The organism is Woronichinia naegeliana WA131 (assembly GCA_025370055.1).
Classification (GTDB): domain Bacteria; phylum Cyanobacteriota; class Cyanobacteriia; order Cyanobacteriales; family Microcystaceae; genus Woronichinia; species Woronichinia naegeliana.
On sequence record CP073041.1, the window covers coordinates 4,749,695 to 4,772,929 of the forward strand.

18 protein-coding genes, 1 other RNA gene and 12 pseudogenes are annotated in these 23,235 nt (G+C 39.8%); 15 read left to right on the top strand and 16 right to left on the bottom strand.

All coding sequences use genetic code 11. The annotated features are described in order from the left end of the window. Positions 1 to 22 precede the first annotated feature (22 nt). Both KA717_23765 and KA717_23770 read left to right on the top strand, forming a co-directional pair. Positions 23 to 319 (top strand): hypothetical protein, encoded by a 297-nt coding sequence (locus KA717_23765; protein UXE58982.1) that lies wholly within the window; start codon positions 23 to 25, stop codon positions 317 to 319. Between the two features lie 50 nt (positions 320 to 369). Continuing rightward, positions 370 to 1,050: a hypothetical protein gene (locus tag KA717_23770; protein UXE58983.1), complete on the top strand. Its 681-nt coding sequence runs from the start codon at positions 370 to 372 to the stop codon at positions 1,048 to 1,050. 122 nt (positions 1,051 to 1,172) lie between these two features. Here the strand turns inward: KA717_23770 and KA717_23775 are convergent. Together KA717_23775 and KA717_23780 are read right to left on the bottom strand one after the other, a co-directional pair. Next, positions 1,173 to 1,274 (bottom strand): annotated as a pseudogene (locus KA717_23775) (transposase). A gap of 299 nt (positions 1,275 to 1,573) precedes the next feature. Next, positions 1,574 to 2,329 (bottom strand): annotated as a pseudogene (locus tag KA717_23780) (transposase). A 117-nt stretch (positions 2,330 to 2,446) separates the two neighbouring features. On the opposite strand from KA717_23780, the pseudogene KA717_23785 reads away from it, so the two are divergent. The 3 genes and pseudogenes from KA717_23785 to KA717_23795 all read left to right on the top strand — a co-directional run bounded on the left by KA717_23785 (position 2,447) and on the right by KA717_23795 (position 4,352). After that, positions 2,447 to 3,547 (top strand): annotated as a pseudogene (locus tag KA717_23785) (IS5 family transposase). Between the two features lie 48 nt (positions 3,548 to 3,595). After that, positions 3,596 to 4,024: a hypothetical protein gene (locus KA717_23790; GenBank protein ID UXE58984.1), complete on the top strand. Its 429-nt coding sequence runs from the start codon at positions 3,596 to 3,598 to the stop codon at positions 4,022 to 4,024. Beyond that, positions 3,990 to 4,352 carry a hypothetical protein gene (locus KA717_23795; protein UXE58985.1) on the top strand — a complete coding sequence of 121 codons (363 nt, stop codon included), beginning with the start codon at positions 3,990 to 3,992 and terminating at the stop codon, positions 4,350 to 4,352. The genes KA717_23790 and KA717_23795 overlap by 35 nt, the downstream gene beginning before the upstream one ends. A gap of 155 nt (positions 4,353 to 4,507) precedes the next feature. On the opposite strand, the pseudogene KA717_23800 reads toward KA717_23795, so the two are convergent. After that, positions 4,508 to 5,845 (bottom strand): annotated as a pseudogene (locus KA717_23800) (IS5 family transposase). Positions 5,846 to 6,064: 219 nt separating this feature from the next. On the opposite strand from KA717_23800, the gene KA717_23805 reads away from it, so the two are divergent. Together KA717_23805 and KA717_23810 are read left to right on the top strand one after the other, a co-directional pair. Continuing rightward, positions 6,065 to 6,598, top strand: a complete 534-nt coding sequence (locus tag KA717_23805; GenBank protein UXE58986.1) for a hypothetical protein — start codon at positions 6,065 to 6,067, stop codon at positions 6,596 to 6,598. 35 nt (positions 6,599 to 6,633) lie between these two features. After that, positions 6,634 to 6,897: pseudogene (locus KA717_23810) on the top strand (transposase). Positions 6,898 to 7,104: 207 nt separating this feature from the next. On the opposite strand, the pseudogene KA717_23815 reads toward KA717_23810, so the two are convergent. From KA717_23815 to KA717_23830, 4 genes and pseudogenes are all read right to left on the bottom strand, one after another. Then, positions 7,105 to 7,308: pseudogene (locus tag KA717_23815) on the bottom strand (IS5/IS1182 family transposase). 102 nt (positions 7,309 to 7,410) lie between these two features. After that, entirely contained in the window at positions 7,411 to 7,722 is a 312-nt protein-coding gene (locus KA717_23820) for a transposase (protein UXE58987.1), read from the bottom strand. Positions 7,723 to 7,941: 219 nt separating this feature from the next. Further along, positions 7,942 to 8,130, bottom strand: coding sequence for a hypothetical protein (locus KA717_23825; GenBank protein ID UXE58988.1), 189 nt, complete (start codon positions 8,128 to 8,130; stop codon positions 7,942 to 7,944). A 6-nt stretch (positions 8,131 to 8,136) separates the two neighbouring features. Continuing rightward, on the bottom strand, positions 8,137 to 8,355 hold the full coding sequence (locus tag KA717_23830; GenBank protein UXE58989.1) for a helix-turn-helix domain-containing protein: 219 nt from the start codon (positions 8,353 to 8,355) through the stop codon (positions 8,137 to 8,139). A gap of 54 nt (positions 8,356 to 8,409) precedes the next feature. Between KA717_23830 and KA717_23835 the strand changes: the two genes are divergently transcribed. Together KA717_23835 and KA717_23840 are read left to right on the top strand one after the other, a co-directional pair. After that, complete coding sequence (locus KA717_23835; GenBank protein ID UXE58990.1) at positions 8,410 to 9,102, top strand: hypothetical protein; 693 nt, start codon at positions 8,410 to 8,412, stop codon at positions 9,100 to 9,102. Continuing rightward, a complete protein-coding gene (locus tag KA717_23840; GenBank protein UXE58991.1) occupies positions 9,092 to 9,775 on the top strand; it encodes a hypothetical protein in 684 nt (227 codons plus the stop codon). Before KA717_23835 ends, KA717_23840 begins: the two co-directional genes overlap by 11 nt. A 62-nt stretch (positions 9,776 to 9,837) precedes the next feature. Here KA717_23840 and KA717_23845 read toward each other — a convergent pair whose 3' ends face one another. The 5 genes and pseudogenes from KA717_23845 to KA717_23865 all read right to left on the bottom strand — a co-directional run bounded on the left by KA717_23845 (position 9,838) and on the right by KA717_23865 (position 13,789). Then, on the bottom strand, positions 9,838 to 10,236 hold the full coding sequence (locus KA717_23845; protein UXE58992.1) for an IS1 family transposase: 399 nt from the start codon (positions 10,234 to 10,236) through the stop codon (positions 9,838 to 9,840). A 74-nt stretch (positions 10,237 to 10,310) separates the two neighbouring features. After that, positions 10,311 to 10,439: an IS1-like element transposase gene (locus tag KA717_23850; protein UXE58993.1), complete on the bottom strand. Its 129-nt coding sequence runs from the start codon at positions 10,437 to 10,439 to the stop codon at positions 10,311 to 10,313. Positions 10,440 to 10,682: 243 nt separating this feature from the next. After that, positions 10,683 to 12,019 (bottom strand): annotated as a pseudogene (locus tag KA717_23855) (IS5 family transposase). 594 nt (positions 12,020 to 12,613) lie between these two features. Beyond that, an RNA gene (rnpB, locus tag KA717_23860) (RNase P RNA component class A) lies at positions 12,614 to 13,047 on the bottom strand. A gap of 346 nt (positions 13,048 to 13,393) precedes the next feature. Next, a pseudogene (locus tag KA717_23865) lies at positions 13,394 to 13,789 on the bottom strand (group I intron-associated PD-(D/E)XK endonuclease). Positions 13,790 to 14,331: 542 nt separating this feature from the next. Here KA717_23865 and KA717_23870 point away from each other — a divergent pair. Then, positions 14,332 to 14,823 (top strand): annotated as a pseudogene (locus tag KA717_23870) (IS630 family transposase). A gap of 42 nt (positions 14,824 to 14,865) precedes the next feature. Here KA717_23870 and KA717_23875 read toward each other — a convergent pair. Beyond that, positions 14,866 to 15,264, bottom strand: coding sequence for a hypothetical protein (locus tag KA717_23875; protein UXE58994.1), 399 nt, complete (start codon positions 15,262 to 15,264; stop codon positions 14,866 to 14,868). A gap of 97 nt (positions 15,265 to 15,361) precedes the next feature. Beyond that, positions 15,362 to 15,805, bottom strand: coding sequence for a hypothetical protein (locus KA717_23880; protein UXE58995.1), 444 nt, complete (start codon positions 15,803 to 15,805; stop codon positions 15,362 to 15,364). 246 nt (positions 15,806 to 16,051) lie between these two features. Between KA717_23880 and KA717_23885 the strand changes: the two are divergent. From KA717_23885 to KA717_23895, 3 genes and pseudogenes are all read left to right on the top strand, one after another. Beyond that, positions 16,052 to 16,591, top strand: a pseudogene (locus KA717_23885) (transposase). Positions 16,592 to 16,719: 128 nt separating this feature from the next. After that, on the top strand, positions 16,720 to 18,147 hold the full coding sequence (locus KA717_23890; GenBank protein UXE58996.1) for a transposase: 1,428 nt from the start codon (positions 16,720 to 16,722) through the stop codon (positions 18,145 to 18,147). Positions 18,148 to 18,188: 41 nt separating this feature from the next. Continuing rightward, positions 18,189 to 19,016, top strand: a pseudogene (locus tag KA717_23895) (transposase). A gap of 195 nt (positions 19,017 to 19,211) precedes the next feature. On the opposite strand, the gene KA717_23900 reads toward KA717_23895, so the two are convergent. Then, on the bottom strand, positions 19,212 to 19,856 hold the full coding sequence (locus tag KA717_23900) for a hypothetical protein (protein ID UXE58997.1): 645 nt from the start codon (positions 19,854 to 19,856) through the stop codon (positions 19,212 to 19,214). Between the two features lie 46 nt (positions 19,857 to 19,902). Then, on the bottom strand, positions 19,903 to 20,967 hold the full coding sequence (locus KA717_23905; GenBank protein ID UXE58998.1) for a transposase: 1,065 nt from the start codon (positions 20,965 to 20,967) through the stop codon (positions 19,903 to 19,905). A gap of 513 nt (positions 20,968 to 21,480) precedes the next feature. Here KA717_23905 and KA717_23910 point away from each other — a divergent pair. Together KA717_23910 and KA717_23915 are read left to right on the top strand one after the other, a co-directional pair. Next, positions 21,481 to 22,762, top strand: a pseudogene (locus KA717_23910) (ISKra4 family transposase). 64 nt (positions 22,763 to 22,826) lie between these two features. Then, positions 22,827 to 23,090: a hypothetical protein gene (locus KA717_23915; protein ID UXE58999.1), complete on the top strand. Its 264-nt coding sequence runs from the start codon at positions 22,827 to 22,829 to the stop codon at positions 23,088 to 23,090. The last annotated feature ends 145 nt before the right edge of the window (positions 23,091 to 23,235 follow it).

Below are 23,235 nucleotides of genomic sequence, written 5' to 3' on the forward strand. Positions count from 1 at the left end.
GAAAAAAAAGTGTTAACATGAGATGAAAAGTGACAAAGAGGAAACAATGATGACAGCAAAACTAATTAATGTAGAGGGTTCAAAGATAAAAATAGAACTAACATTAGAACTAAATCGTTCAATGTTGGATACAGAAATAAATATTCAAAAAGGCTTAAACGAAGTAGGTTGCATCGCCAGCAAAGAAGCCTTGAAATATTTAGATACAGATGGTTCACCCTTAAAAATCGGTGAAGAAATCTGGAAGAGTAAGGGAGAGCAACCGAAAGAATATCTAGGGCGTGTCATCAATCAGCAATTCCAAATTCAAATGGTATAAATAGAGACAGAAAAACTTTGACCTATAGGAAGTTATGAATAAAGAGAAAAGTGTCTACTGATTTTGCAGAGAGAAAGATGGAAGTAAACGACCTAAGTTTTGACGGAATCGTTCACTGTTTAAACGAGGTCATTGGGAAGATAGATGACCCCCGTTCGGTTAGTAATGCAACGAAATATAGTCTAAGAGAGGCGATACTGGGGGCATTTGCCGCCTTTTTTATGCAAAATGAGTCATTTTTAGAGTACCAACGTCAGCTTAACAGCCGTTGTGGGCGAGATAATGCTCAGAGCTTGTTTGGACTAGAAAAAATACCAACAGTAGAACAGATTCGCAACATTGTGGATGGGGTAGCAGCGAGTAGTCTATTCCCTTTGTTTGGGTTAATTTACCAAGCATTGAGGAGCATGGGATTCTTGAAAGCCTATGAAATATTGAGGGGAAATCTTCTAGTAGCAATGGATGGGACAAATTACTACAGTTCGGAAAAAGTAAATTGTCCATGCTGTTCAACCAAAACGTCAAAACAGGGAAAAGTCACCTACTTCCATCAGGCATTATTGCCCGTGATTGTTTCCCCAGACCATGAATCAGTTTTTTCCTTACCCCCTGAATTTATCACCCCTCAAGACGGGTCTGAAAAGCAAGATTGTGAGCAAAATGCGGCGAAACGTTGGATAAGTAACCATGCTAGTAGTCCAAGGCGTAAGTTTGGGTGCTATAAAATTTAAGCAGCCAAAACCTTCCCCCGATACGTCCATCGAAAGGGCTTCGCCATAGTGCGGTTAAAATAGTCGATGAATTCAAGAATTTGCGTTCTTAGATCATCTTGACTGAGAAAATTTCCTCGTTTCAGTAACTTACGCATTAAAATACCAAACCAAATCTCAATTTGATTGAGCCATGAACAATGCTTCGGTGTGAAGTGAAAAACAATTCGATGATTGGGGTCACTGAGAAAAGTTGCTCTACTCGCCATTGATTGAAGGATGCCACTCTTGCCCTTCTCTCCTAATTCAAGATTAAGTCCCTCAAATTCTGCTACATAGGGCTTGCTGAAAAAGTCAAAAAACGAAAGAAATGTGGGTTAGGGAAGTATGGACTGAAAAAGCATAGATAACTTATCCTTATGGAAACAAATCAAAATACAGATTTTGTTTAATCTATTGTTCCTTTCTGTCTAAAAAGGTCAACACAAATCACTCCTCACAAAAGAGAGGAAAATTAACACCATTTTTCACAAGAAAAACGACTCTACAACTTTTTACTTTTTGTCTTCTGAAGTAAAGTAGAAAGATTCATTACCAAAAAGTTCATCGCAATTACCGTTTCCGAGGTCTCAGGTAGTTTGGCCATCACTCGACCAAGACTAAATTTCCTCTTTCCCTGTCCGAATTTACCCTCAATGGCATTACGCACTCTTTCATCTGAGCGTGCCTCTTTCTTTTTTTCTTTGCTCACCTCTTTCGGCGGTCTTCCCAATCGGGGACCACTCATTCTTATATCCCTTTCTTTACAATAAGCTCGATTCGCTTTTGTTCGATAGATTTTATCCACATGAACCGATTCCGGATAACATCCTGTTTCCCTTTTATATTCTTCTATTCGCGCTTGTAAATCTCCCGATTCGTTGTAATTATCCCAACTTAATTTGTCTAAGAAGACAAAGCCATTCACATTACTTGCCGATATTTTAGCTCCAAACTCTACTGCTTTTCCCGCTTTTCCACGCACTATTGGACGCACGTGAGGTTGGCTTACACTCACAATTCTGTTTTCTACTTTATTTGTCTTTTTTTCATACATTTCTAACTGTTGCTCATACACTTTTCCTATCGTTACAAGCTCTTCTTGCTCTTTTTTCGTTAGTTTTTCTAACTTTGCTCCCTCTTCTATCATTTTTTCTATATGAGACAAGTTTCTTTTTATATATCCTAGTTGTTTTTTTGTTCCTTTTCTTCTTTCTTTTTTTGACACACGACGTTTTTTTGCTATGGCTAAGTAGGGCTTGCTGAAAAAAGCTGAGACCTTTACGGAGAAAAATAGTAGGCGAATTAAGAACCGCTAGAATGCACGAAAATAGGGTAGAATGCCTCAAAACCATTGCATTAAGAAGAGAGAAAGCAGATGTACCGAAAGCAACAGTACTCAATTGAAACACCAGAAAACTTGAAAAATCTGTTCGGCGGGCAGTTAGACGAAGAAAATCGTTGGATAGAAATGTCAAAAATGATTCTTTGGGAAGAATATGAGGAAGAATATGCAAAAAACTTCACAGAAAAAAAAGGAGCCCCAGCCAAATCATTTAGAATGGCATTAGGAGCATTAATTATCAAAGAAATTTCAGGAAAAAGTGACAGAGAAACAGTAGAACAAATAAAAGAGAACCCTTATTTACAGTACTTTATAGGAATGGAAAGCTATAGTAGCAAAGAAGCATTTAATGCGTCAATGATGGTTCATTTTCGTAAAAAAATAGGAATGGAATTAATAAATAAAATTAATAAAGAAATAGAAAAAAAAGCGACGGGTGTAGCGTCAGAAAAAAAAGAAAATGAAGGAAAGTTATTGTTAGATGCGACTTGTACACCAGCAGATATAAAATATCCAACGGATATAGGAATATTGAATGATGCCAGAGAAAAAACAGAAAAAATAATAGATAAGCTGTATGAAGAAATAAAAGAGAAAAGGAAAGAAAAGCCGAGGACTTATAGGGAAGTGGCAAGAAAAGAGTACTTAGCCATAGCAAAAAAACGTCGTGTGTCAAAAAAAGAAAGAAGAAAAGGAACAAAAAAACAACTAGGATATATAAAAAGAAACTTGTCTGATATAGAAAAAATGATAGAAGAGGGAGCAAAGTTAGAAAAACTAACGAAAAAAGAGCAAGAAGAGCTTGTAACGATAGGAAAAGTGTATGAGCAACAGTTAGAAATGTATGAAAAAAAGACAAATAAAGTAGAAAACAGAATTGTGAGTGTAAGCCAACCTCACGTGCGTCCAATAGTGCGTGGAAAAGCGGGAAAAGCAGTAGAGTTTGGAGCTAAAATATCGGCAAGTAATGTGAATGGCTTTGTCTTCTTAGACAAATTAAGTTGGGATAATTACAACGAATCGGGAGATTTACAAGCGCGAATAGAAGAATATAAAAGGGAAACAGGATGTTATCCGGAATCGGTTCATGTGGATAAAATCTATCGAACAAAAGCGAATCGAGCTTATTGTAAAGGGGTGTGACCTTTAGTTGATGAAGGAAAAGAAAAGTGTTAACATGAGATGAAAAGTGACAAAGAGGAAACAATGATGACAGCAAAACTAATTAATGTAGAGGGTTCAAAGATAAAAATAGAACTAACATTAGAACTCAGTCGTTCAATGTTGGATACAGAAATAAATATTCAAAAAGGCTTAAACGAAGTAGGTTGCATCGCCAGCAAAGAAGCCTTGAAATATTTAGATACAGATGGTTCACCCTTAAAAATCGGTGAAGAAATCTGGAAGAGTAAGGGAGAGCAACCGAAAGAATATCAAACACCTTATGGTGAGGTTATAGTGAATCGTCATGTATATCAGCGTTCACCTTTGAGGAAAAACGTATTGCCCCTTAGAAAGAGAAGCAAGGATAATCATAACATCAACGCCATTATTGGCAAAACAGGTATCCTCAAAAATGTCAGGGATGGCAGGCAAAGAGGTGAAAAATGATTTATTAGAAAATCATGGTAGAAAAGTAGCGCTATCCTATATCCAAAGATTGAGTGAAGCAGTAGGAAGTGTGGTACAGGCAAAAGAAGAAGCGTGGAGTTATGCCCCGCCCAAGGAGGATAGCCAAATTGCAACAGTGGGAATAGGATTAGATGGAACCTGTATGCTGATGTGTGAGGATGGCTACCGTGAAGCAATGGTGGGAACCGTTTCCCTATACGATAGTGAAGGCGAACGTCAACCTACAATCTATCTAGGGCTTGCTGAAAAAGTCAAAAAACGAAAGAAATGTGGGTTAGGGAAGTATGGACTGAAAAAGCATAGATAACTTATCCTTATGGAAACAAATCAAAATACAGATTTTGTTTAATCTATTGTTCCTTTCTGTCTAAAAAGGTCAACACAAATCACTCCTCACAAAAGAGAGGAAAATTAACACCATTTTTCACAAGAAAAACGACTCTACAACTTTTTACTTTTTGTCTTCTGAAGTAGAGTAGAAAGATTCATTACCAAAAAGTTCATCGCAATTACCGTTTCCGAGGTCTCAGGTAGTTTGGCCATCACTCGACCAAGACTAAATTTCCTCTTTCCCTGTCCGAATTTACCCTCAATGGCATTACGCACTCTTTCATCTGAGCGTGCCTCTTTCTTTTTTTCTTTGCTCACCTCTTTCGGCGGTCTTCCCAATCGGGGACCACTCATTCTTATATCCCTTTCTTTACAATAAGCTCGATTCGCTTTTGTTCGATAGATTTTATCCACATGAACCGATTCCGGATAACATCCTGTTTCCCTTTTATATTCTTCTATTCGCGCTTGTAAATCTCCCGATTCGTTGTAATTATCCCAACTTAATTTGTCTAAGAAGACAAAGCCATTCACATTACTTGCCGATATTTTAGCTCCAAACTCTACTGCTTTTCCCGCTTTTCCACGCACTATTGGACGCACGTGAGGTTGGCTTACACTCACAATTCTGTTTTCTACTTTATTTGTCTTTTTTTCATACATTTCTAACTGTTGCTCATACACTTTTCCTATCGTTACAAGCTCTTCTTGCTCTTTTTTCGTTAGTTTTTCTAACTTTGCTCCCTCTTCTATCATTTTTTCTATATGAGACAAGTTTCTTTTTATATATCCTAGTTGTTTTTTTGTTCCTTTTCTTCTTTCTTTTTTTGACACACGACGTTTTTTTGCTATGGCTAAGTACTCTTTTCTTGCCACTTCCCTATAAGTCCTCGGCTTTTCTTTCCTTTTCTCTTTTATTTCTTCATACAGCTTATCTATTATTTTTTCTGTTTTTTCTCTGGCATCATTCAATATTCCTATATCCGTTGGATATTTTATATCTGCTGGTGTACAAGTCGCATCTAACAATAACTTTCCTTCATTTTCTTTTTTTTCTGACGCTACAACCGTCGCTTTTTTTTCTATTTCTTTATTAATTTTATTTATTAATTCCATTCCTATTTTTTTACGAAAATGAACCATCATTGACGCATTAAATGCTTCTTTGCTACTATAGCTTTCCATTCCTATAAAGTACTGTAAATAAGGGTTCTCTTTTATTTGTTCTACTGTTTCTCTGTCACTTTTTCCTGAAATTTCTTTGATAATTAATGCTCCTAATGCCATTCTAAATGATTTGGCTGGGGCTCCTTTTTTTTCTGTGAAGTTTTTTGCATATTCTTCCTCATATTCTTCCCAGGGAATCATTTTTGACATTTCTATCCAACGATTTTCTTCGTCTAACTGCCCGCCGAACAGATTTTTCAAGTTTTCTGGTGTTTCAATTGAGTACTGTTGCTTTCGGTACATCTGCTTTCTCTCTTCTTAATGCAATGGTTTTGAGGCATTCTACCCTATTTTCGTGCATTCTAGCGGTTCTTAATTCGCCTACTATTTTTCTCCGTAAAGGTTTCAGCTTTTTTCAGCAAGCCCTATCTAGGTGCGGCACCAGAGTATGGAAAAAAGAGTTTTCTAGAAAGATTAGAAAGAGAAATTGAGCGAGCGAAAAACCGTTATCCAGAGGCAACATTGGTCGGGATAGCAGACGGGGCAGAATCAAATTGGAAGTTTTTAGAAAAGCAAACGGAAGAACAGATATTAGATTTCTATCATGCCTCTGGTTACTTAGGTGCCTTGGCAGAAGCGTTGCATCCGAATACAGTGTCAAAACAAAAAGAATGGTTGACTGAAAATTGTCGAGAACTCAAGCATGAAAAAGGAAAAGCAGGAGAACTGCTAAATCTGATGAAAGAAGTCAAAGAAGAAAAAAGTCATTCTAAGAATCTTACCGAGAAACTACAAGCGGCGATTACTTATTACGAGAATCATCAGCATCAAATGGATTATGCTGAATACATAGAGAAAAAGTATCCGATTGGTTCAGGTGTTACGGAAGCAGCTTGTAAGACGTTGGTCAAACAACGATTATGTTGTTCAGGGATGCGATGGAAGGAAAAAGGAGCAGGAATTATTTTGAGCCTACGAGCTTTGGTATTGACCAAGGAACGATGGAGTCAATTTTGGGCAAAACTTGATCAATATGGGTTCCCTGTAGAACCCTGATTACAACAGCTTTTATCAACTAAAGGTCGCACCCTTGTAAAGAAAGGGATATAAGAATGAGTGGTCCCCGATTGGGAAGACCGCCGAAAGAGGTGAGCAAAGAAAAAAAGAAAGAGGCACGCTCAGATGAAAGAGTGCGTAATGCCATTGAGGGTAAATTCGGACAGGGAAAGAGGAAATTTAGTCTTGGTCGAGTGATGGCCAAACTACCTGAGACCTCGGAAACGGTAATTGCGATGAACTTTTTGGTAATGAATCTTTCTACTCTACTTCAGAAGACAAAAAGTAAAAAGTTGTAGAGTCGTTTTTCTTGTGAAAAATGGTGTTAATTTTCCTCTCTTTTGTGAGGAGTGATTTGTGTTGACCTTTTTAGACAGAAAGGAACAATAGATTAAACAAAATCTGTATTTTGATTTGTTTCCATAAGGATAAGTTATCTATGCTTTTTCAGTCCATACTTCCCTAACCCACATTTCTTTCGTTTTTTGACTTTTTCAGCAAGCCCTAATTAATGCTCCTAATGCCATTCTAAATGATTTGGCTGGGGCTCCTTTTTTTTCTGTGAAGTTTTTTGCATATTCTTCCTCATATTCTTCCCAAAGAATCATTTTTGACATTTCTATCCAACGATTTTCTTCGTCTAACTGCCCGCCGAACAGATTTTTCAAGTTTTCTGGTGTTTCAATTGAGTACTGTTGCTTTCGGTACATCTGCTTTCTCTCTTCTTAATGCAATGGTTTTGAGGCATTCTACCCTATTTTCGTGCATTCTAGCGGTTCTTAATTCGCCTACTATTTTTCTCCGTAAAGGTTTCAGCTTTTTTCAGCAAGCCCTACATAGCGAACCAAAGATTCTGACTGATGGGTATTTAGGCAATCCATGCTCAAGTGCCATTTTGCTACATCAGGGCTGGTGGCAATGGTTTTTTGGATATGGCTTAAATAGTCTGCCTCTGTGCGAGTATTTCCGACTGTAGAGCAGATTACTTGACCCTTGGCCACATCAAAACTGGCTATTAACGTTTGAGTGCCGTGACGAATATATTCAAATTCTCGACCTTGAATCTTCCCCTGAGACATCGGAAGGTCTGGTGCTTTCCGCTCTAATGCTTGAATTCCCGTCATCTCGTCTAGACAAATAGTCTTTTCTCAGCAATTCTCAGTTTTAGATACAGCAAGCCTTTTAGGGATTTAAAGAACATTTCAAAGGGGGTTTTTGGGGCAATTCTATGTGTACTACCATGCCTGAAAGCCTGAAGACTCGTAAAATGAACTTGTTAATCCCGTTGAATTTTACCCCGTATTACGCGAACTAAAACCTGAAACCCTTGCTACAGGGCAAATTTAGAATTGCTGAGTCTTTTCTCCCTTTTCCTCTCCTAAAATTGCACTCTCATAGACTTGACAGATATCACTCACTTTTTCTTCAAAATTTGGGTCAGGGGGGGGATTCAGCCAGTATCCTGACTGATGAGGTTTAATATCTGCTTCTTCCAGTAATCTTCCTACCTGCCGAGGAGATATACTTTCCACTATTCCTTACTTTACCAATTCCTCTGCTAATTCTCGTCCTGTCCAGTGACTTATCGGACGAGCATAATCCCTTGGGTCATCACAGGCTAATTTGAACAACTGCAATATTTGTTCGGGTTGAAACTTGGCGGGTGCTCCACTACGCTCAGCATCTTTTATTCTTTCTGTTATTTCTATTCCCTTTGCCTGCCCTGCTATCCATCTTTCTCTCCATTGACTTGCCATTTTTCCAGCAATTCTAAATTTAAGGATGGGTAAGGGTTGTAGAAAAAAAGGATAATGGGAAAGGACAACAAGGTAGCCAGAGAGGAAGAAAAGATGCAAGGAACAATCAGTATGACTGGTCTGATAGCGTACTTGGTAGCAAGTATAGAGAAAATGAAAGACCCTCGCCAACCCAGTCCAAATACAACCTACAGCCTAAAAGATGCGGTACTAGGTGGTTTCAGCCTGTTTCTAATGCAATGTGAATCATTCCTAGAACATCAGAGACAACTGCATAGTCGCAACGGTAGGGATAATCTTCAAACTCTATTCGGTGCCATCAAAATACCTAGTGACAATCAAATCCGCAATATCCTGGATAAAATCAAAGCCAATTCGTTATTTGTGGTGTTTAGTGACATTTATCAACTACTAAAGACCAGAGGAATATTGACTCGGTATGAGGTGTTAGACAAGCAATTACTAATTCCGCTAGATGGCACAGAGTATTTCTCCTCCCAAAATATTCACTGTGAGCAATGTTCCCATCGAACCCATAAAAACGGGACAGTGACTTACTTTCATTCGGCAATTTTACCTGTAATTGTCTCACCTCAGCAAAAAGCAGTGATTAGTCTTGACCCTGAATTTATTACTCCTCAAGATGGTCACGAGAAACAGGACTGTGAGGTAGCGGCGGCAAAACGTTGGCTCCACAGACATCGAGAATTCTTTGACCCGTTTAGCGTTACTATGATTGGGGGATGACCTCTATAGTCGTCAACCGATGTGCGAAGAGGCTCTTCAAAACCACTTTCACTATCTTTTTGTCTGTTTGCCTGAATCTCACCCTACTCTCTATGAGTTTTTGGACTATGCCGAGAAGATTGGGGAAGTTTACTCTTTCCATGAGCGTCGTCGTCATGGTCGCGATTGGCATGACTATCATTATCGTTGGACTTATCACTTGCCCCTAAAAGATGGTTCCGCCGCCCTCAATACTCATTGGTTTGAGGTCACTGTTACTCGCCGTTCTGACGGTCAGGTTCTCTTTCACAACGATTGGATTACCGACCATTTTCCCCAAGCCGATAACATTGTTGAGTTAGTCAGTGTCGCTCGCTCTCGTTGGAAAACCGAAAATGAGAACCATAATACTCTTAAGACTCAGGGCTACCATCTAGAACACAATTTTGGACATGGTGACGAGCATCTTGCTATCTTTTTGCTCACCTTAAATTTACTGGCTTTCTTGTTTCACACCGTTTTACAGCTTTTAGATGAGTCCTACCAACGTATCCGACTACTTTTAGGGACTCGAAGATGCTTTTTTTCCCATTTACGCACTCTTACTACCTATTTTGTCTTTGATAGCTGGCAACACCTTCTTGATTTTATGCTTGAGCCATTTGACTCTCTGCCCGCCACTAATTCCTCCTGATTTTTCAAATTTAGAATTGCTGTTCTGAAACCCGGTAGTGTTCTGAATCTGTGGAAGCACATCTAAATAAGACATCCAAATTCAAAGCGATTGATAAATAATCCAAGGACAATATCGTGCATCACAATAGATTTGGAGAAACAAATCGTTTTTCTCGCTAATCTCTTTATTCGAGTTCTCAATGTCAAGTGCTTTCGTTCGATTTTTTGAGTATTATACTTACCCACCTCATGCAATGCTGGCTCAATATGTCGTTCGTAAGCCCCCCATCCATCTGTATAATATTGAGTAATACCAAAAGGTTCTAACAACTCTTTTAGCCTTAGAAATGCTTCATCTTTGTGACCAGACAAAACATAAGCTAATATCTCACCTGTCTTATGATCAATAGCGTGCCATAACCATCTTTGCTCTTTTTTGCTCTTCACAAAACCCCACATTTCGTCGAGTTCTGCTTCCACGTCATTCCATTGGCAGAGCGTTACAATACTCTGACTGGGTTCCAGTTCTGCTAGTTTTTTTTCGTTGACGAATACTAAACTAGACTCTTTTTTTTTAGTTCACTAATCACTGTTGATGGACTAATCCTCAGCACACGGGCTGTATCCCTTATGCCACTACCATTCATTGCCATTTCGGCAATCTTTTCCTTTACTTCTGGCAAATAACCTTTATAAGTAGGGCTTGCTGAAAAAGTCAAAAAACGAAAGAAATGTGGGTTAGGGAAGTATGGACTGAAAAAGCATAGATAACTTATCCTTATGGAAACAAATCAAAATACAGATTTTGTTTAATCTATTGTTCCTTTCTGTCTAAAAAGGTCAACACAAATCACTCCTCACAAAAGAGAGGAAAATTAACACCATTTTTCACAAGAAAAACGACTCTACAACTTTTTACTTTTTGTCTTCTGAAGTAGAGTAGAAAGATTCATTACCAAAAAGTTCATCGCAATTACCGTTTCCGAGGTCTCAGGTAGTTTGGCCATCACTCGACCAAGACTAAATTTCCTCTTTCCCTGTCCGAATTTACCCTCAATGGCATTACGCACTCTTTCATCTGAGCGTGCCTCTTTCTTTTTTTCTTTGCTCACCTCTTTCGGCGGTCTTCCCAATCGGGGACCACTCATTCTTATATCCCTTTCTTTACAATAAGCTCGATTCGCTTTTGTTCGATAGATTTTATCCACATGAACCGATTCCGGATAACATCCTGTTTCCCTTTTATATTCTTCTATTCGCGCTTGTAAATCTCCCGATTCGTTGTAATTATCCCAACTTAATTTGTCTAAGAAGACAAAGCCATTCACATTACTTGCCGATATTTTAGCTCCAAACTCTACTGCTTTTCCCGCTTTTCCACGCACTATTGGACGCACGTGAGGTTGGCTTACACTCACAATTCTGTTTTCTACTTTATTTGTCTTTTTTTCATACATTTCTAACTGTTGCTCATACACTTTTCCTATCGTTACAAGCTCTTCTTGCTCTTTTTTCGTTAGTTTTTCTAACTTTGCTCCCTCTTCTATCATTTTTTCTATATGAGACAAGTTTCTTTTTATATATCCTAGTTGTTTTTTTGTTCCTTTTCTTCTTTCTTTTTTTGACACACGACGTTTTTTTGCTATGGCTAAGTACTCTTTTCTTGCCACTTCCCTATAAGTCCTCGGCTTTTCTTTCCTTTTCTCTTTTATTTCTTCATACAGCTTATCTATTATTTTTTCTGTTTTTTCTCTGGCATCATTCAATATTCCTATATCCGTTGGATATTTTATATCTGCTGGTGTACAAGTCGCATCTAACAATAACTTTCCTTCATTTTCTTTTTTTTCTGACGCTACACCCGTCGCTTTTTTTCTATTTCTTTATTAATTTTATTTATTAATTCCATTCCTGTTTTTTTACGAAAATGAACCATCATTGACGCATTAAATGCTTCTTTGCTACTATAGCTTTCCATTCCTATAAAGTACTGTAAATAAGGGTTCTCTTTTATTTGTTCTACTGTTTCTCTGTCACTTTTTCCTGAAATTTCTTTGATAATTAATGCTCCTAATGCCATTCTAAATGATTTGGCTGGGGCTCCTTTTTTTTCTGTGAAGTTTTTTGCATATTCTTCCTCATATTCTTCCCAAAGAATCATTTTTGACATTTCTATCCAACGATTTTCTTCGTCTAACTGCCCGCCGAACAGATTTTTCAAGTTTTCTGGTGTTTCAATTGAGTACTGTTGCTTTCGGTACATCTGCTTTCTCTCTTCTTAATGCAATGGTTTTGAGGCATTCTACCCTATTTTCGTGCATTCTAGCGGTTCTTAATTCGCCTACTATTTTTCTCCGTAAAGGTTTCAGCTTTTTTCAGCAAGCCCTATTTAGGGCTTGCTGAATAAGTATAGAACCCTTGCCAGATAATGCTTTCAAGCATTTTAAAAACGATCAGGTGCAAGGTTATGGCCTTTGGAGGCTCAAAGCCCATGCACGTCGTTGGAAAACTGGGGGTTGAAATTGGAAACTACTCTCTGAAGTCACCATTTTTCGCCTCCTGTGGCATCTAGGTTCGTTTTGTGGACTTTTTCAGCAGACCCTATTTATTATTACTCTTTTCCACAGGTTTAGAATACGACCCAAATTGAGATGTGGTTCAGTATGCTGATGAGTAAGTTACTCAGACGAGGCAATTTCATGAGCAGAGAACAGCTCAAAACTCGCATCCTTGACTTCATTGATTACTTTAATCGCACTATGGCTAAACCCTTCAAATGGACTTATCAAGGCAAGGCATTAAAGCAATGATAAACGGTCGCTCTATTCCCGCCCAAGTCTACTAGGGAGATTAAAAAAGAGAGAGTCGGACATAAGCCGGGTTCTGTTCCCAATGATCATTCCATCAAAGGGGGGTGTTATCTATCTGGGAAACTTGTTACCAAATTCCTCAAGCGGTTCCTCTAAAGCGGGACGGGAAAAAGATCAACCCTTGTCCCTCCGACCTTGCTTCCCACCGGGGTTTACCGAGCCAGTACCTCACGATACTGCTGGTGCGCTCTTGCCGACACCTTTGCACCCTTACCCAATTAGAGAATAGTTTCAAGTGAATAGTGATTAACTTTAAATTATCAACTATCCATATTCACTATTAACTAATGAGGCGGTATTTTTCTGTGGCACTATCCTCACGCTCACGCGCACTGGGCGTTACCCAGCAAGTTTGATTTTTTGGAAGCCCGGACTTTCCTCAGATTCTCCGAAAAAAATCTGCAACTCCCTCGCCAACTCTCTCCATCATCTAGTGTAGAGTCGCCAGGACGTTTTAGGGACTAGAAATATTTTGTAGCACCACAGAAAAGCAAAACCCCATCCGATTTTCAGAATGAGGTTAACATTGCTTTTAACTAAATGGCGGGAGGCGGATTTGAACCACCGACCTTCGGGTTATGCTTACCATCTACAGCTTTCGCTGCCTGAACTACTCAGTTTGTGGTCTGGACTTTCTCTTCACCCTCAGAATTTTCTGTTAGGGTGTCTCCCATAAAGTCTCTACACCTTCCAATCAAGCTAGTTATTAGCTTTTTGGCTTGGCTCGGGATTACCAGATTAAAGGCTTCCCCGAGTTTGAGAGATTATCACGCACAAGTTTCCTCACGCGCAGCCCTTTTAAAGATTAACTCCCACGCCTCACGATATTGAGAGGAACGAGGTTTTCTTTGACGTTTATCAGTTTCTACCAAGTGAATCTCACTGCCATAACTGATAGAAACATCTACCGGAAACACATAAAACAGATCAAGGTTTTAAATATAGGCAAGGGCAAAATCAAAGTCAGATTGGTCATAAACTTCTCTAAGCATTATTCTGCGGTTTGTCTTAGTCCGACGATTATCTACAACATAGTTGTTAGCTTTTTCATCAAACCAAGAACTTTTTACCTGCACTTTCAACAGAGATCCTTCAACGTCGAAAACTAAGTCATAGGCTAGACGGTCTCCGATTGGCTTTAGAACCCTCCAACCAAGCTTCATTGCATGAAGGATGGCTGCTTGTTCTGCGATGTCTCCTTTGAGTTTGGTACTCATTGTTAACCTTGCGATTCGAGCCCGACGAGCTACCAGGCTGCTCTATCCCGCGTCGCTTTTATTAAGATAACCTATCCCTCCCCCATTAGGCAAGCTATTTTAGAAATTTTTTTTACTTGCCATAAACCGCAGAACCTATGCACTACTCGATCAAGAGGATAATCCAGGAATTCGGTTTACACCGTCAGACAGAAAAGTCATTCGACGTACTGAATACCACCTATTTTCTATACGTAAGTATTCCTCGTCAGTGAAGTCAGGCTTTATTAACTTATGGGTATGAACACAGAGGCAATTAGCAAAAATAAATTTGGAACGGTTTTGCGTCGTTTCAGCGATCACTGTAATTGTTAAGAATTGTACAACTCTCTTGTTATAACCCACATTTCGTGCTAGTTTGAAAAATAAAAATAAAGTGAGAAATGGTAACGGAATAAGCTGTTAGTCATCTAAATGGCATTTAATGAAAATAAAAAAGGAGAAAAGCTATGCCAGTAAAAAACTATCTAAAAAAAGAAGAAAAAGAAAAGCTACAGAGCGAACTAAAATATAATGACCATCCTGATATCAGGGAGAGAATCCTAATATTATTATTACAAAATGATGGTAAAACTCAGCAAGAAATAGCAGACTTTGTAGGATGCTCATTAAGAAAGGTAGCCTATTGGTGTGTTCATGGAGATGCCAATAAATTGGAAAGCCTAAAAGATGAAAGAATGGAAGGAAATTATCAAAAAGCGACTCCAGAATATGTTAATAAACTTATGGAGGTAATAGATAAAGACCCCGAAGAATTAAGTTACGAATTTGGGAGATGGACAGCCCAACGATTAGCAACATATTTAGAAGGAGAGACAGGAATAAAGTTAAGCGGAAGTCAAATAGGAAGAATATTAAAATCAAAAAAGTATGTGTATATCTGGGCAAAGTATAGCTTGGAAGAAAGCCAAGACCCAGAGAAAAGAAAGTTATTTAAAGAAACTGGACAGTGGGAAGTTTATGGATGGCAGAGAAGGTAATGACTATGCGGCCAAAGTAAGTCTATCAGGACTTGGAAAAGGGTCAAGTTTAGCGGCAAGGAATTTAGGCAAAAGCAGACTAGGTGGACTTTGAGGAAAAATCATTGGGGCTTGATGTTGGATGGCTAGTTGAGCAATGCGTTCACTAGGATAGCCATGGGAGGGTAGAGTCCGAAACCAGCGAGGGAAATTAGCCCAAATCCCCTGGGGTAACTCTAAGGAAAGAATTTGAAGTAAGCCGAGAACAATGACATGAAGATTAACAAAACGCTCAAAGGCTTCTACTTTGTTTAAAATCTGAGTCTGAACAGTTTGGGGATAGTCAGGGAGGATAAGATTGCTAGGCCAGGTCGGTAAAGTAGGAAGAGCCTTAAGCCAAAAACGATAGGCAAAGCCGCCCAAAAGACAGCAATTCCAAATTCAGAATGTAGTCAAAGATACAAAAGGCTCGATGTATTTACTGGCAAGGGTTTTGCTATGAAAATTGCCAATTAATCAACTAGGAAGAATTCGAGACAGCGAGAGAAACTGAGTCATCAAGCATAAAATCTAAAAGATGATGCCAGCTTTCAAAGAACAGATATTTGGTCAAAGAGAGAATATCTTGAAAGAATCCCTTACGAGTGCCGCGTTGGACGCGAATTCTCTGGTAACGTTCATCAACCAAACCTAAAACCGTGTGCAAGAGAAAAGCCAGCAAATTCAGGGTAAGCAAAACAGAGGCGAGGTGTTGTTTACCATGCCCAAAATTATGCTCTAAGTGATAGCCTCGATTTTTGAGAATATTGTGATTCTCGTTCTCAGTACGCCAACGAGTCCGTCCAGCACGACAGACATCAAGAACGATGTAAGGGGTGAGAAAATGATTGGTAATCCAACTATTGTGATAAAGAAGTTGAGCATCGGATTCGCGGTGGATTTTTAGCTCACACCAGTTAACCAACAAAGCAGGCTGTTGGTCTCGCAGGGGAATCTGATTGAGATAACGGCAGTGCCAAATCTCGAAATACTTCCCATTCCAACGTCGGTGTTGAGTGGTTTTGACTTCTCCATTAGCTTCTAAATAGGGCTTGCTGAAAAAAGCTGAAACCTTTACGGAGAAAAATAGTAGGCGAATTAAGAACCGCTAGAATGCACGAAAATAGGGTAGAATGCCTCAAAACCATTGCATTAAGAAGAGAGAAAGCAGATGTACCGAAAGCAACAGTACTCAATTGAAACACCAGAAAACTTGAAAAATCTGTTCGGCGGGCAGTTAGACGAAGAAAATCGTTGGATAGAAATGTCAAAAATGATTCCCTGGGAAGAATATGAGGAAGAATATGCAAAAAACTTCACAGAAAAAAAAGGAGCCCCAGCCAAATCATTTAGAATGGCATTAGGAGCATTAATTATCAAAGAAATTTCAGGAAAAAGTGACAGAGAAACAGTAGAACAAATAAAAGAGAACCCTTATTTACAGTACTTTATAGGAATGGAAAGCTATAGTAGCAAAGAAGCATTTAATGCGTCAATGATGGTTCATTTTCGTAAAAAAATAGGAATGGAATTAATAAATAAAATTAATAAAGAAATAGAAAAAAAAGCGACGGGTGTAGCGTCAGAAAAAAAAGAAAATGAAGGAAAGTTATTGTTAGATGCGACTTGTACACCAGCAGATATAAAATATCCAACGGATATAGGAATATTGAATGATGCCAGAGAAAAAACAGAAAAAATAATAGATAACTGGACAGTGGGAAGTTCTCGAGGCGTGTAAGTGGAGAAAAGAAAATCGGACATCCGATACAAAAGAGTGCCGTTATGTCCGAAACTGGCTGATATAAGAAAATCGATAGCCAGTGCTATCTATCAATTATGCAACTATGTCAGCGACTAGAGCAAATCCTAGAGAATCTCCGTCCAGCCTTTAGCCGAGAAGCAACGTTCCAATGGTTTATCCTGTTAGTCTGGGGAGTAGTGCTCAACAGCCAACCCAGCGCAATAACTAGCTATGTCAATGCCATTGGCTTAACAGAGAGCTACTACAATCAGGCTCTACATTGGTTTGATTCCAAGGCGTTTAGGGTCGAAGGACTAACTTTACAATGGTCAAAGTGGCTAAGTCAGCATGAAAGTCTATACAGAATTAAAGGGAAACGGGTGTATGTGGGTGATGGCATCAAAGTGGGGAAAGAAGGACGCAAGATGCCAGGTGTAAAACGACTACACCAAGAATCGGAAGATGTGTCCAAGCCAGAGTGGATAAGGGGTCATTACTTCAATGCCTTGAGTATTTTGGTGGGAGTAGGGAAAGCCTGCTTTGCCTTGCCCTTAGTGTTGCGGCTAGACGATGGCATCAAGTCCAAAGCAACCGAGAAGGGGGAGGGAAAAGGCAAAAAAAAGGTGAAGACGAGCCTGGTGACAAAAATGGCTGACCTTTGTGTTACTTACGCAGAGGCAGGGAGTTATGTAATTTTGGATGCTTATTTTGCTTGCGAACCAGTGCTCAAAAGTTTTCGCCAGAACGCCTTGCATCTAATCACAAGAGTGCGTTGCTCCACCGTCGCCTATGCCCCCTTTTGTTCCGTGCCGACGCTGACGGGGAGAGGACGACCACGGATTTGGGGGAGTTCGATAAAACTAGAAAAGCTGTTCGCTCTGGCGGCGGACTTTCCGACAGCTAAAGTCTGGCTCTATGGTCAACAAGTCACGGTTTCTTATCAGTGCTTTGAGTTCCACTGGGATAGTCCCCATCAGCTCGTCAAGTTTGTTCTGACCCAATTGCCTAACGGACGACGACTGATTCTGCTTTCTACTGATCTCTGTTTGACTGGACCTGAGATTATTGCCGCTTACGGTCTCCGATTTAAGATTGAAGTCACTTTTCGTCAATTAGTCCATCTTTTGGGCAGCTTTGCCTATCGTTTTTGGCTTAAGAGTCTTCCTACTTTACCTACCTGGCCCAGCAATCTTATCCTCAGTGACTATCCACAAGCTGTTCAGACTCAGATTTTAAACAAGGTAGAAGCCTTTGAGCGTTTTGTTAACCTTAATGCCATTGCTTTAGGGCTACTTCAAATTCTCGCCTTAGAGTTACCCCAGGGGATTTGGGCTAATTTTCCTCGATGGTTTCGGACATTACCATCCCATGGCTACCCTAGTGAACGGATTGCTCAACTAGCCCTTCAACATCAAGCCCAAATGATTTTTCCTCAAAGTCCACCCAGTCTGCTTTTGCCTAAATTCCTTACCGCTAAACTTGCCTCTTCCTCAAGCCCTGATATGCTTACTTTCGTCGCATAGTCATTACCTTATCTGGCATCCATAAACTTCCCACTGTCCAGATAGATAAGCTGTATGAAGAAATAAAAGAGAAAAGGAAAGAAAAGCCGAGGACTTATAGGGAAGTGGCAAGAAAAGAGTACTTAGCCATAGCAAAAAAACGTCGTGTGTCAAAAAAAGAAAGAAGAAAAGGAACAAAAAAACAACTAGGATATATAAAAAGAAACTTGTCTCATATAGAAAAAATGATAGAAGAGGGAGCAAAGTTAGAAAAACTAACGAAAAAAGAGCAAGAAGAGCTTGTAACGATAGGAAAAGTGTATGAGCAACAGTTAGAAATGTATGAAAAAAAGACAAATAAAGTAGAAAACAGAATTGTGAGTGTAAGCCAACCTCACGTGCGTCCAATAGTGCGTGGAAAAGCGGGAAAAGCAGTAGAGTTTGGAGCTAAAATATCGGCAAGTAATGTGAATGGCTTTGTCTTCTTAGACAAATTAAGTTGGGATAATTACAACGAATCGGGAGATTTACAAGCGCGAATAGAAGAATATAAAAGGGAAACAGGATGTTATCCGGAATCGGTTCATGTGGATAAAATCTATCGAACAAAAGCGAATCGAGCTTATTGTAAAGAAAGGGATATAAGAATGAGTGGTCCCCGATTGGGAAGACCGCCGAAAGAGGTGAGCAAAGAAAAAAAGAAAGAGGCACGCTCAGATGAAAGAGTGCGTAATGCCATTGAGGGTAAATTCGGACAGGGAAAGAGGAAATTTAGTCTTGGTCGAGTGATGGCCAAACTACCTGAGACCTCGGAAACGGTAATTGCGATGAACTTTTTGGTAATGAATCTTTCTACTCTACTTCAGAAGACAAAAAGTAAAAAGTTGTAGAGTCGTTTTTCTTGTGAAAAATGGTGTTAATTTTCCTCTCTTTTGTGAGGAGTGATTTGTGTTGACCTTTTTAGACAGAAAGGAACAATAGATTAAACAAAATCTGTATTTTGATTTGTTTCCATAAGGATAAGTTATCTATGCTTTTTCAGTCCATACTTCCCTAACCCACATTTCTTTCGTTTTTTGACTTTTTCAGCAAGCCCTACTTATCCAACGTTTCGCCGCATTTTGCTCACAATCTTGCTTTTCAGACCCGTCTTGAGGGGTGATAAATTCAGGGGGTAAGGAAAAAACTGATTCATGGTCTGGGGAAACAATCACGGGCAATAATGCCTGATGGAAGTAGGTGACTTTTCCCTGTTTTGACGTTTTGGTTGAACAGCATGGACAATTTACTTTTTCCGAACTGTAGTAATTTGTCCCATCCATTGCTACTAGAAGATTTCCCCTCAATATTTCATAGGCTTTCAAGAATCCCATGCTCCTCAATGCTTGGTAAATTAACCCAAACAAAGGGAATAGACTACTCGCTGCTACCCCATCCACAATGTTGCGAATCTGTTCTACTGTTGGTATTTTTTCTAGTCCAAACAAGCTCTGAGCATTATCTCGCCCACAACGGCTGTTAAGCTGACGTTGGTACTCTAAAAATGACTCATTTTGCATAAAAAAGGCGGCAAATGCCCCCAGTATCGCCTCTCTTAGACTATATTTCGTTGCATTACTAACCGAACGGGGGTCATCTATCTTCCCAATGACCTCGTTTAAACAGTGAACGATTCCGTCAAAACTTAGGTCGTTTACTTCCATCTTTCTCTCTGCAAAATCAGTAGACACTTTTCTCTTTATTCATAACTTCCTATAGGTCAAAGTTTTTCTGTCTCTATTTATACCATTTGAATTTGGAATTGCTGCCCAAAAGATGGATTAATTGACGAAAAGTGACTTCAATCTTAAATCGGAGACCGTAAGCGGCAATAATCTCAGGTCCAGTCAAACAGAGGTCAGTAGAAAGCAGAATCAGTCTTTGTCCGTTGGGCAATTGGGTGAGGACAAACTTAACGAGCTGATGGGGACTATCCCAGTGGAACTCAAAGCACTGATAAGAAACGGAGACTTGTTGACCATAGAGCCAGACTTTAGCGGTGGGAAAATCCTCCACAAGAGCAAACAGGCTTTCTAGTTTTATTGAACTCCCCCAAAGCCGTGGTCGTCCTTTCCCCCTCAAGGTCGGAACGGAAGAAAAGGGAGCATATGCCACTGTAGAGCAACGCACTCGGGTGATGAGATGCAAGGCATTTTGGCGAAAACTTTTGAGCACTGCTCCACAAGCGAAGTAAGCATCCAAAATCACATAGCTTCCCGCCTCTGCGTAGGTAGTGCAAAGCTCCCCCATTTTCGTGACTAGAGTAGTCTTCTCTTTTTTGCTGCCTTTTTTCCCTTCCTTTGCCGTTACTTTGGACTTGATGCCATCGTCTAGCCGCAACACTAAGGGCAAGGCAAAGCAGGCTTTTCCTGCTTCCACCAAAACACTCAAGGCATTGAAGTAATGCCCCCTTATCCATTCTGGCTTCGCCACATTTCCGGATTCTTGGTGTAGTCGTTTTACCCCTGGCATCTTGCGCCCTTCTTTCCCCACTTTGATTCCATCCCCCACATACACTCGTTTTTCCTTGATTCGATATAGATTTTCATGCTGACTTACCCACTTCGACCATCCCAAGGTCAGTCCTTTGACGTTAAATGCCTTGGATTCAAACCAATGTAGTGCCTGATGGTAGTAGCTCTCTGTTAACCCTAAGGCATTGACATAGCTTGTTATTGCGCTCGGTTGGCTGTTGAGCACTACTCCCCAGGCTAATAGGATAAACCATTGGTACGTTGCTTCTCGGCTAAAGGCGGGACGGAGATTCTCTAGGATTTGCTCTAGTCGCTGACATAGTTGCATAATTGATAGATAGCACTGGCTATCGATTTTCTATATCAGCCAGTTTCGGACATAACGGCACTCTTGGGTATCGCATGTCCGATTTTCTTTTCTCACTTACCCTGCTCGAGAACTTCCCACTGTCCAGTAAAGAAAAATTTTATGAATATTTAGGGTCTGCTGAAAAAGTCCACAAAACGAACCTAGATGCCACAGGACGCGAAAAATGGTGACTTCAGAGAGTTGTTTCCAATTTCAACCCCCAGTTTTCCAACGACGTGCATGGGCTTTGAGCCTCCAAAGGCCATAACCTTGCACCTGATCGTTTTTAAAATGCTTGAAAGCATTATCCGGCAAAGGTTCTATACTTATTCAGCAAGCCCTAATTAGGCGCTACTGAAAACGTTACGTTACGAGTAATCCGCTACGCTGAAAACAGCAAAGGAGAAATTCTCTTCCTGGGTGTGACCTTTAGTTGATGAAGGAAAAGAAAAGTGTTAACATGAGATGAAAAGTGACAAAGAGGAAACAATGATGACAGCAAAACTAATTAATGTAGAGGGTTCAAAGATAAAAATAGAACTAACATTAGAACTCAGTCGTTCAATGTTGGATACAGAAATAAATATTCAAAAAGGCTTAAACGAAGTAGGTTGCATCGCCAGCAAAGAAGCCTTGAAATATTTAGATACAGATGGTTCACCCTTAAAAATCGGTGAAGAAATCTGGAAGAGTAAGGGAGAGCAACCGAAAGAATATCAAACACCTTATGGTGAGGTTATAGTGAATCGTCATGTATATCAGCGTTCACCTTTGAGGAAAAACGTATTGCCCCTTAGAAAGAGAAGCAAGGATAATCATAACATCAACGCCATTATTGGCAAAACAGGTATCCTCAAAAATGTCAGGGATGGCAGGCAAAGAGGTGAAAAATGATTTATTAGAAAATCATGGTAGAAAAGTAGCGCTATCCTATATCCAAAGATTGAGTGAAGCAGTAGGAAGTGTGGTACAGGCAAAAGAAGAAGCGTGGAGTTATGCCCCGCCCAAGGAGGATAGCCAAATTGCAACAGTGGGAATAGGATTAGATGGAACCTGTATGCTGATGTGTGAGGATGGCTACCGTGAAGCAATGGTGGGAACCGTTTCCCTATACGATAGTGAAGGCGAACGTCAACCTACAATCTATCTAGGTGCGGCACCAGAGTATGGAAAAAAGAGTTTTCTAGAAAGATTAGAAAGAGAAATTGAGCGAGCGAAAAAACGTTATCCAGAGGCAACATTGGTCGGGATAGCAGACGGGGCAGAATCAAATTGGAAGTTTTTAGAAAAGCAAACGGAAGAACAGATATTAGATTTCTATCATGCCTCTGGTTACTTAGGTGCCTTGGCAGAAGCGTTGCATCCGAATACCGTGTCAAAACAAAAAGAATGGTTGACTGAAAATTGTCGAGAACTCAAGCATGAAAAAGGAAAAGCAGGAGAACTGCTAAATCTGATGAAAGAAGTCAAAGAAGAAAAAAGTCATTCTAAGAATCTTACCGAGAAACTACAAGCGGCGATTACTTATTACGAGAATCATCAGCATCAAATGGATTATGCTGAATACATAGAGAACAAGTATCCGATTGGTTCAGGTGTTACGGAAGCAGCTTGTAAGACGTTGGTCAAACAACGATTATGTTGTTCAGGGATGCGATGGAAGGAAAAAGGAGCAGGAATTATTTTGAGCCTACGAGCTTTGGTATTGACCAAGGAACGATGGAGTCAATTTTGGGCAAAACTTGATCAATATGGGTTCCCTGTAGAACCCTGATTACAACAGCTTTTATCAACTAAAGGTCGCACCCCTCTTCCTAAACCTAAACAAAGTTTAACCGATGCCCACTGATAACGAACGTCTTGATCGCATCGAACAAATTCTGGAAATAACCCTCACTTTTGGTCAACAGTTTCGTGAAGATCTGATACAGATTGACCAGATGACGAAACGAAACGCTTCTGCCATTACCCGATTAGAGGAAAAAGTTACCCAATTTGTTGACCAGTCCATACAAGACAGGGAAACTGTAACCTCTGAATTCAGGGGATTACGCTTAGAGATGCAACGTTTGATCGAGTTGACTTTGGGGCAAAATGATTAGGCGATCGCTTTACTTAGGGCTTGCTGAAAAAAGCTGAAACCTTTACGGAGAAAAATAGTAGGCGAATTAAGAAGGGTGTGACCTTTAGTTGATGAAGGAAAAGAAAAGTGTTAACATGAGATGAAAAGTGACAAAGAGGAAACAA

Coding starts and splice junctions, on each gene's coding strand:
- KA717_23765 (UXE58982.1), top strand. CDS start 23: ATGAAAAGTGACAAAGAGGAAACAATGATGACAGCAAAACTAATTAAT.
- KA717_23790 (UXE58984.1), top strand. CDS start 3,596: ATGAAAAGTGACAAAGAGGAAACAATGATGACAGCAAAACTAATTAAT.
- KA717_23795 (UXE58985.1), top strand. CDS start 3,990: ATGTCAGGGATGGCAGGCAAAGAGGTGAAAAATGATTTATTAGAAAAT.
- KA717_23820 (UXE58987.1), bottom strand. CDS start 7,722: ATGACGGGAATTCAAGCATTAGAGCGGAAAGCACCAGACCTTCCGATG.
- KA717_23830 (UXE58989.1), bottom strand. CDS start 8,355: ATGGCAAGTCAATGGAGAGAAAGATGGATAGCAGGGCAGGCAAAGGGA.
- KA717_23835 (UXE58990.1), top strand. CDS start 8,410: ATGGGAAAGGACAACAAGGTAGCCAGAGAGGAAGAAAAGATGCAAGGA.
- KA717_23890 (UXE58996.1), top strand. CDS start 16,720: ATGCAACTATGTCAGCGACTAGAGCAAATCCTAGAGAATCTCCGTCCA.
- KA717_23905 (UXE58998.1), bottom strand. CDS start 20,967: ATGCAACTATGTCAGCGACTAGAGCAAATCCTAGAGAATCTCCGTCCC.
- KA717_23915 (UXE58999.1), top strand. CDS start 22,827: ATGCCCACTGATAACGAACGTCTTGATCGCATCGAACAAATTCTGGAA.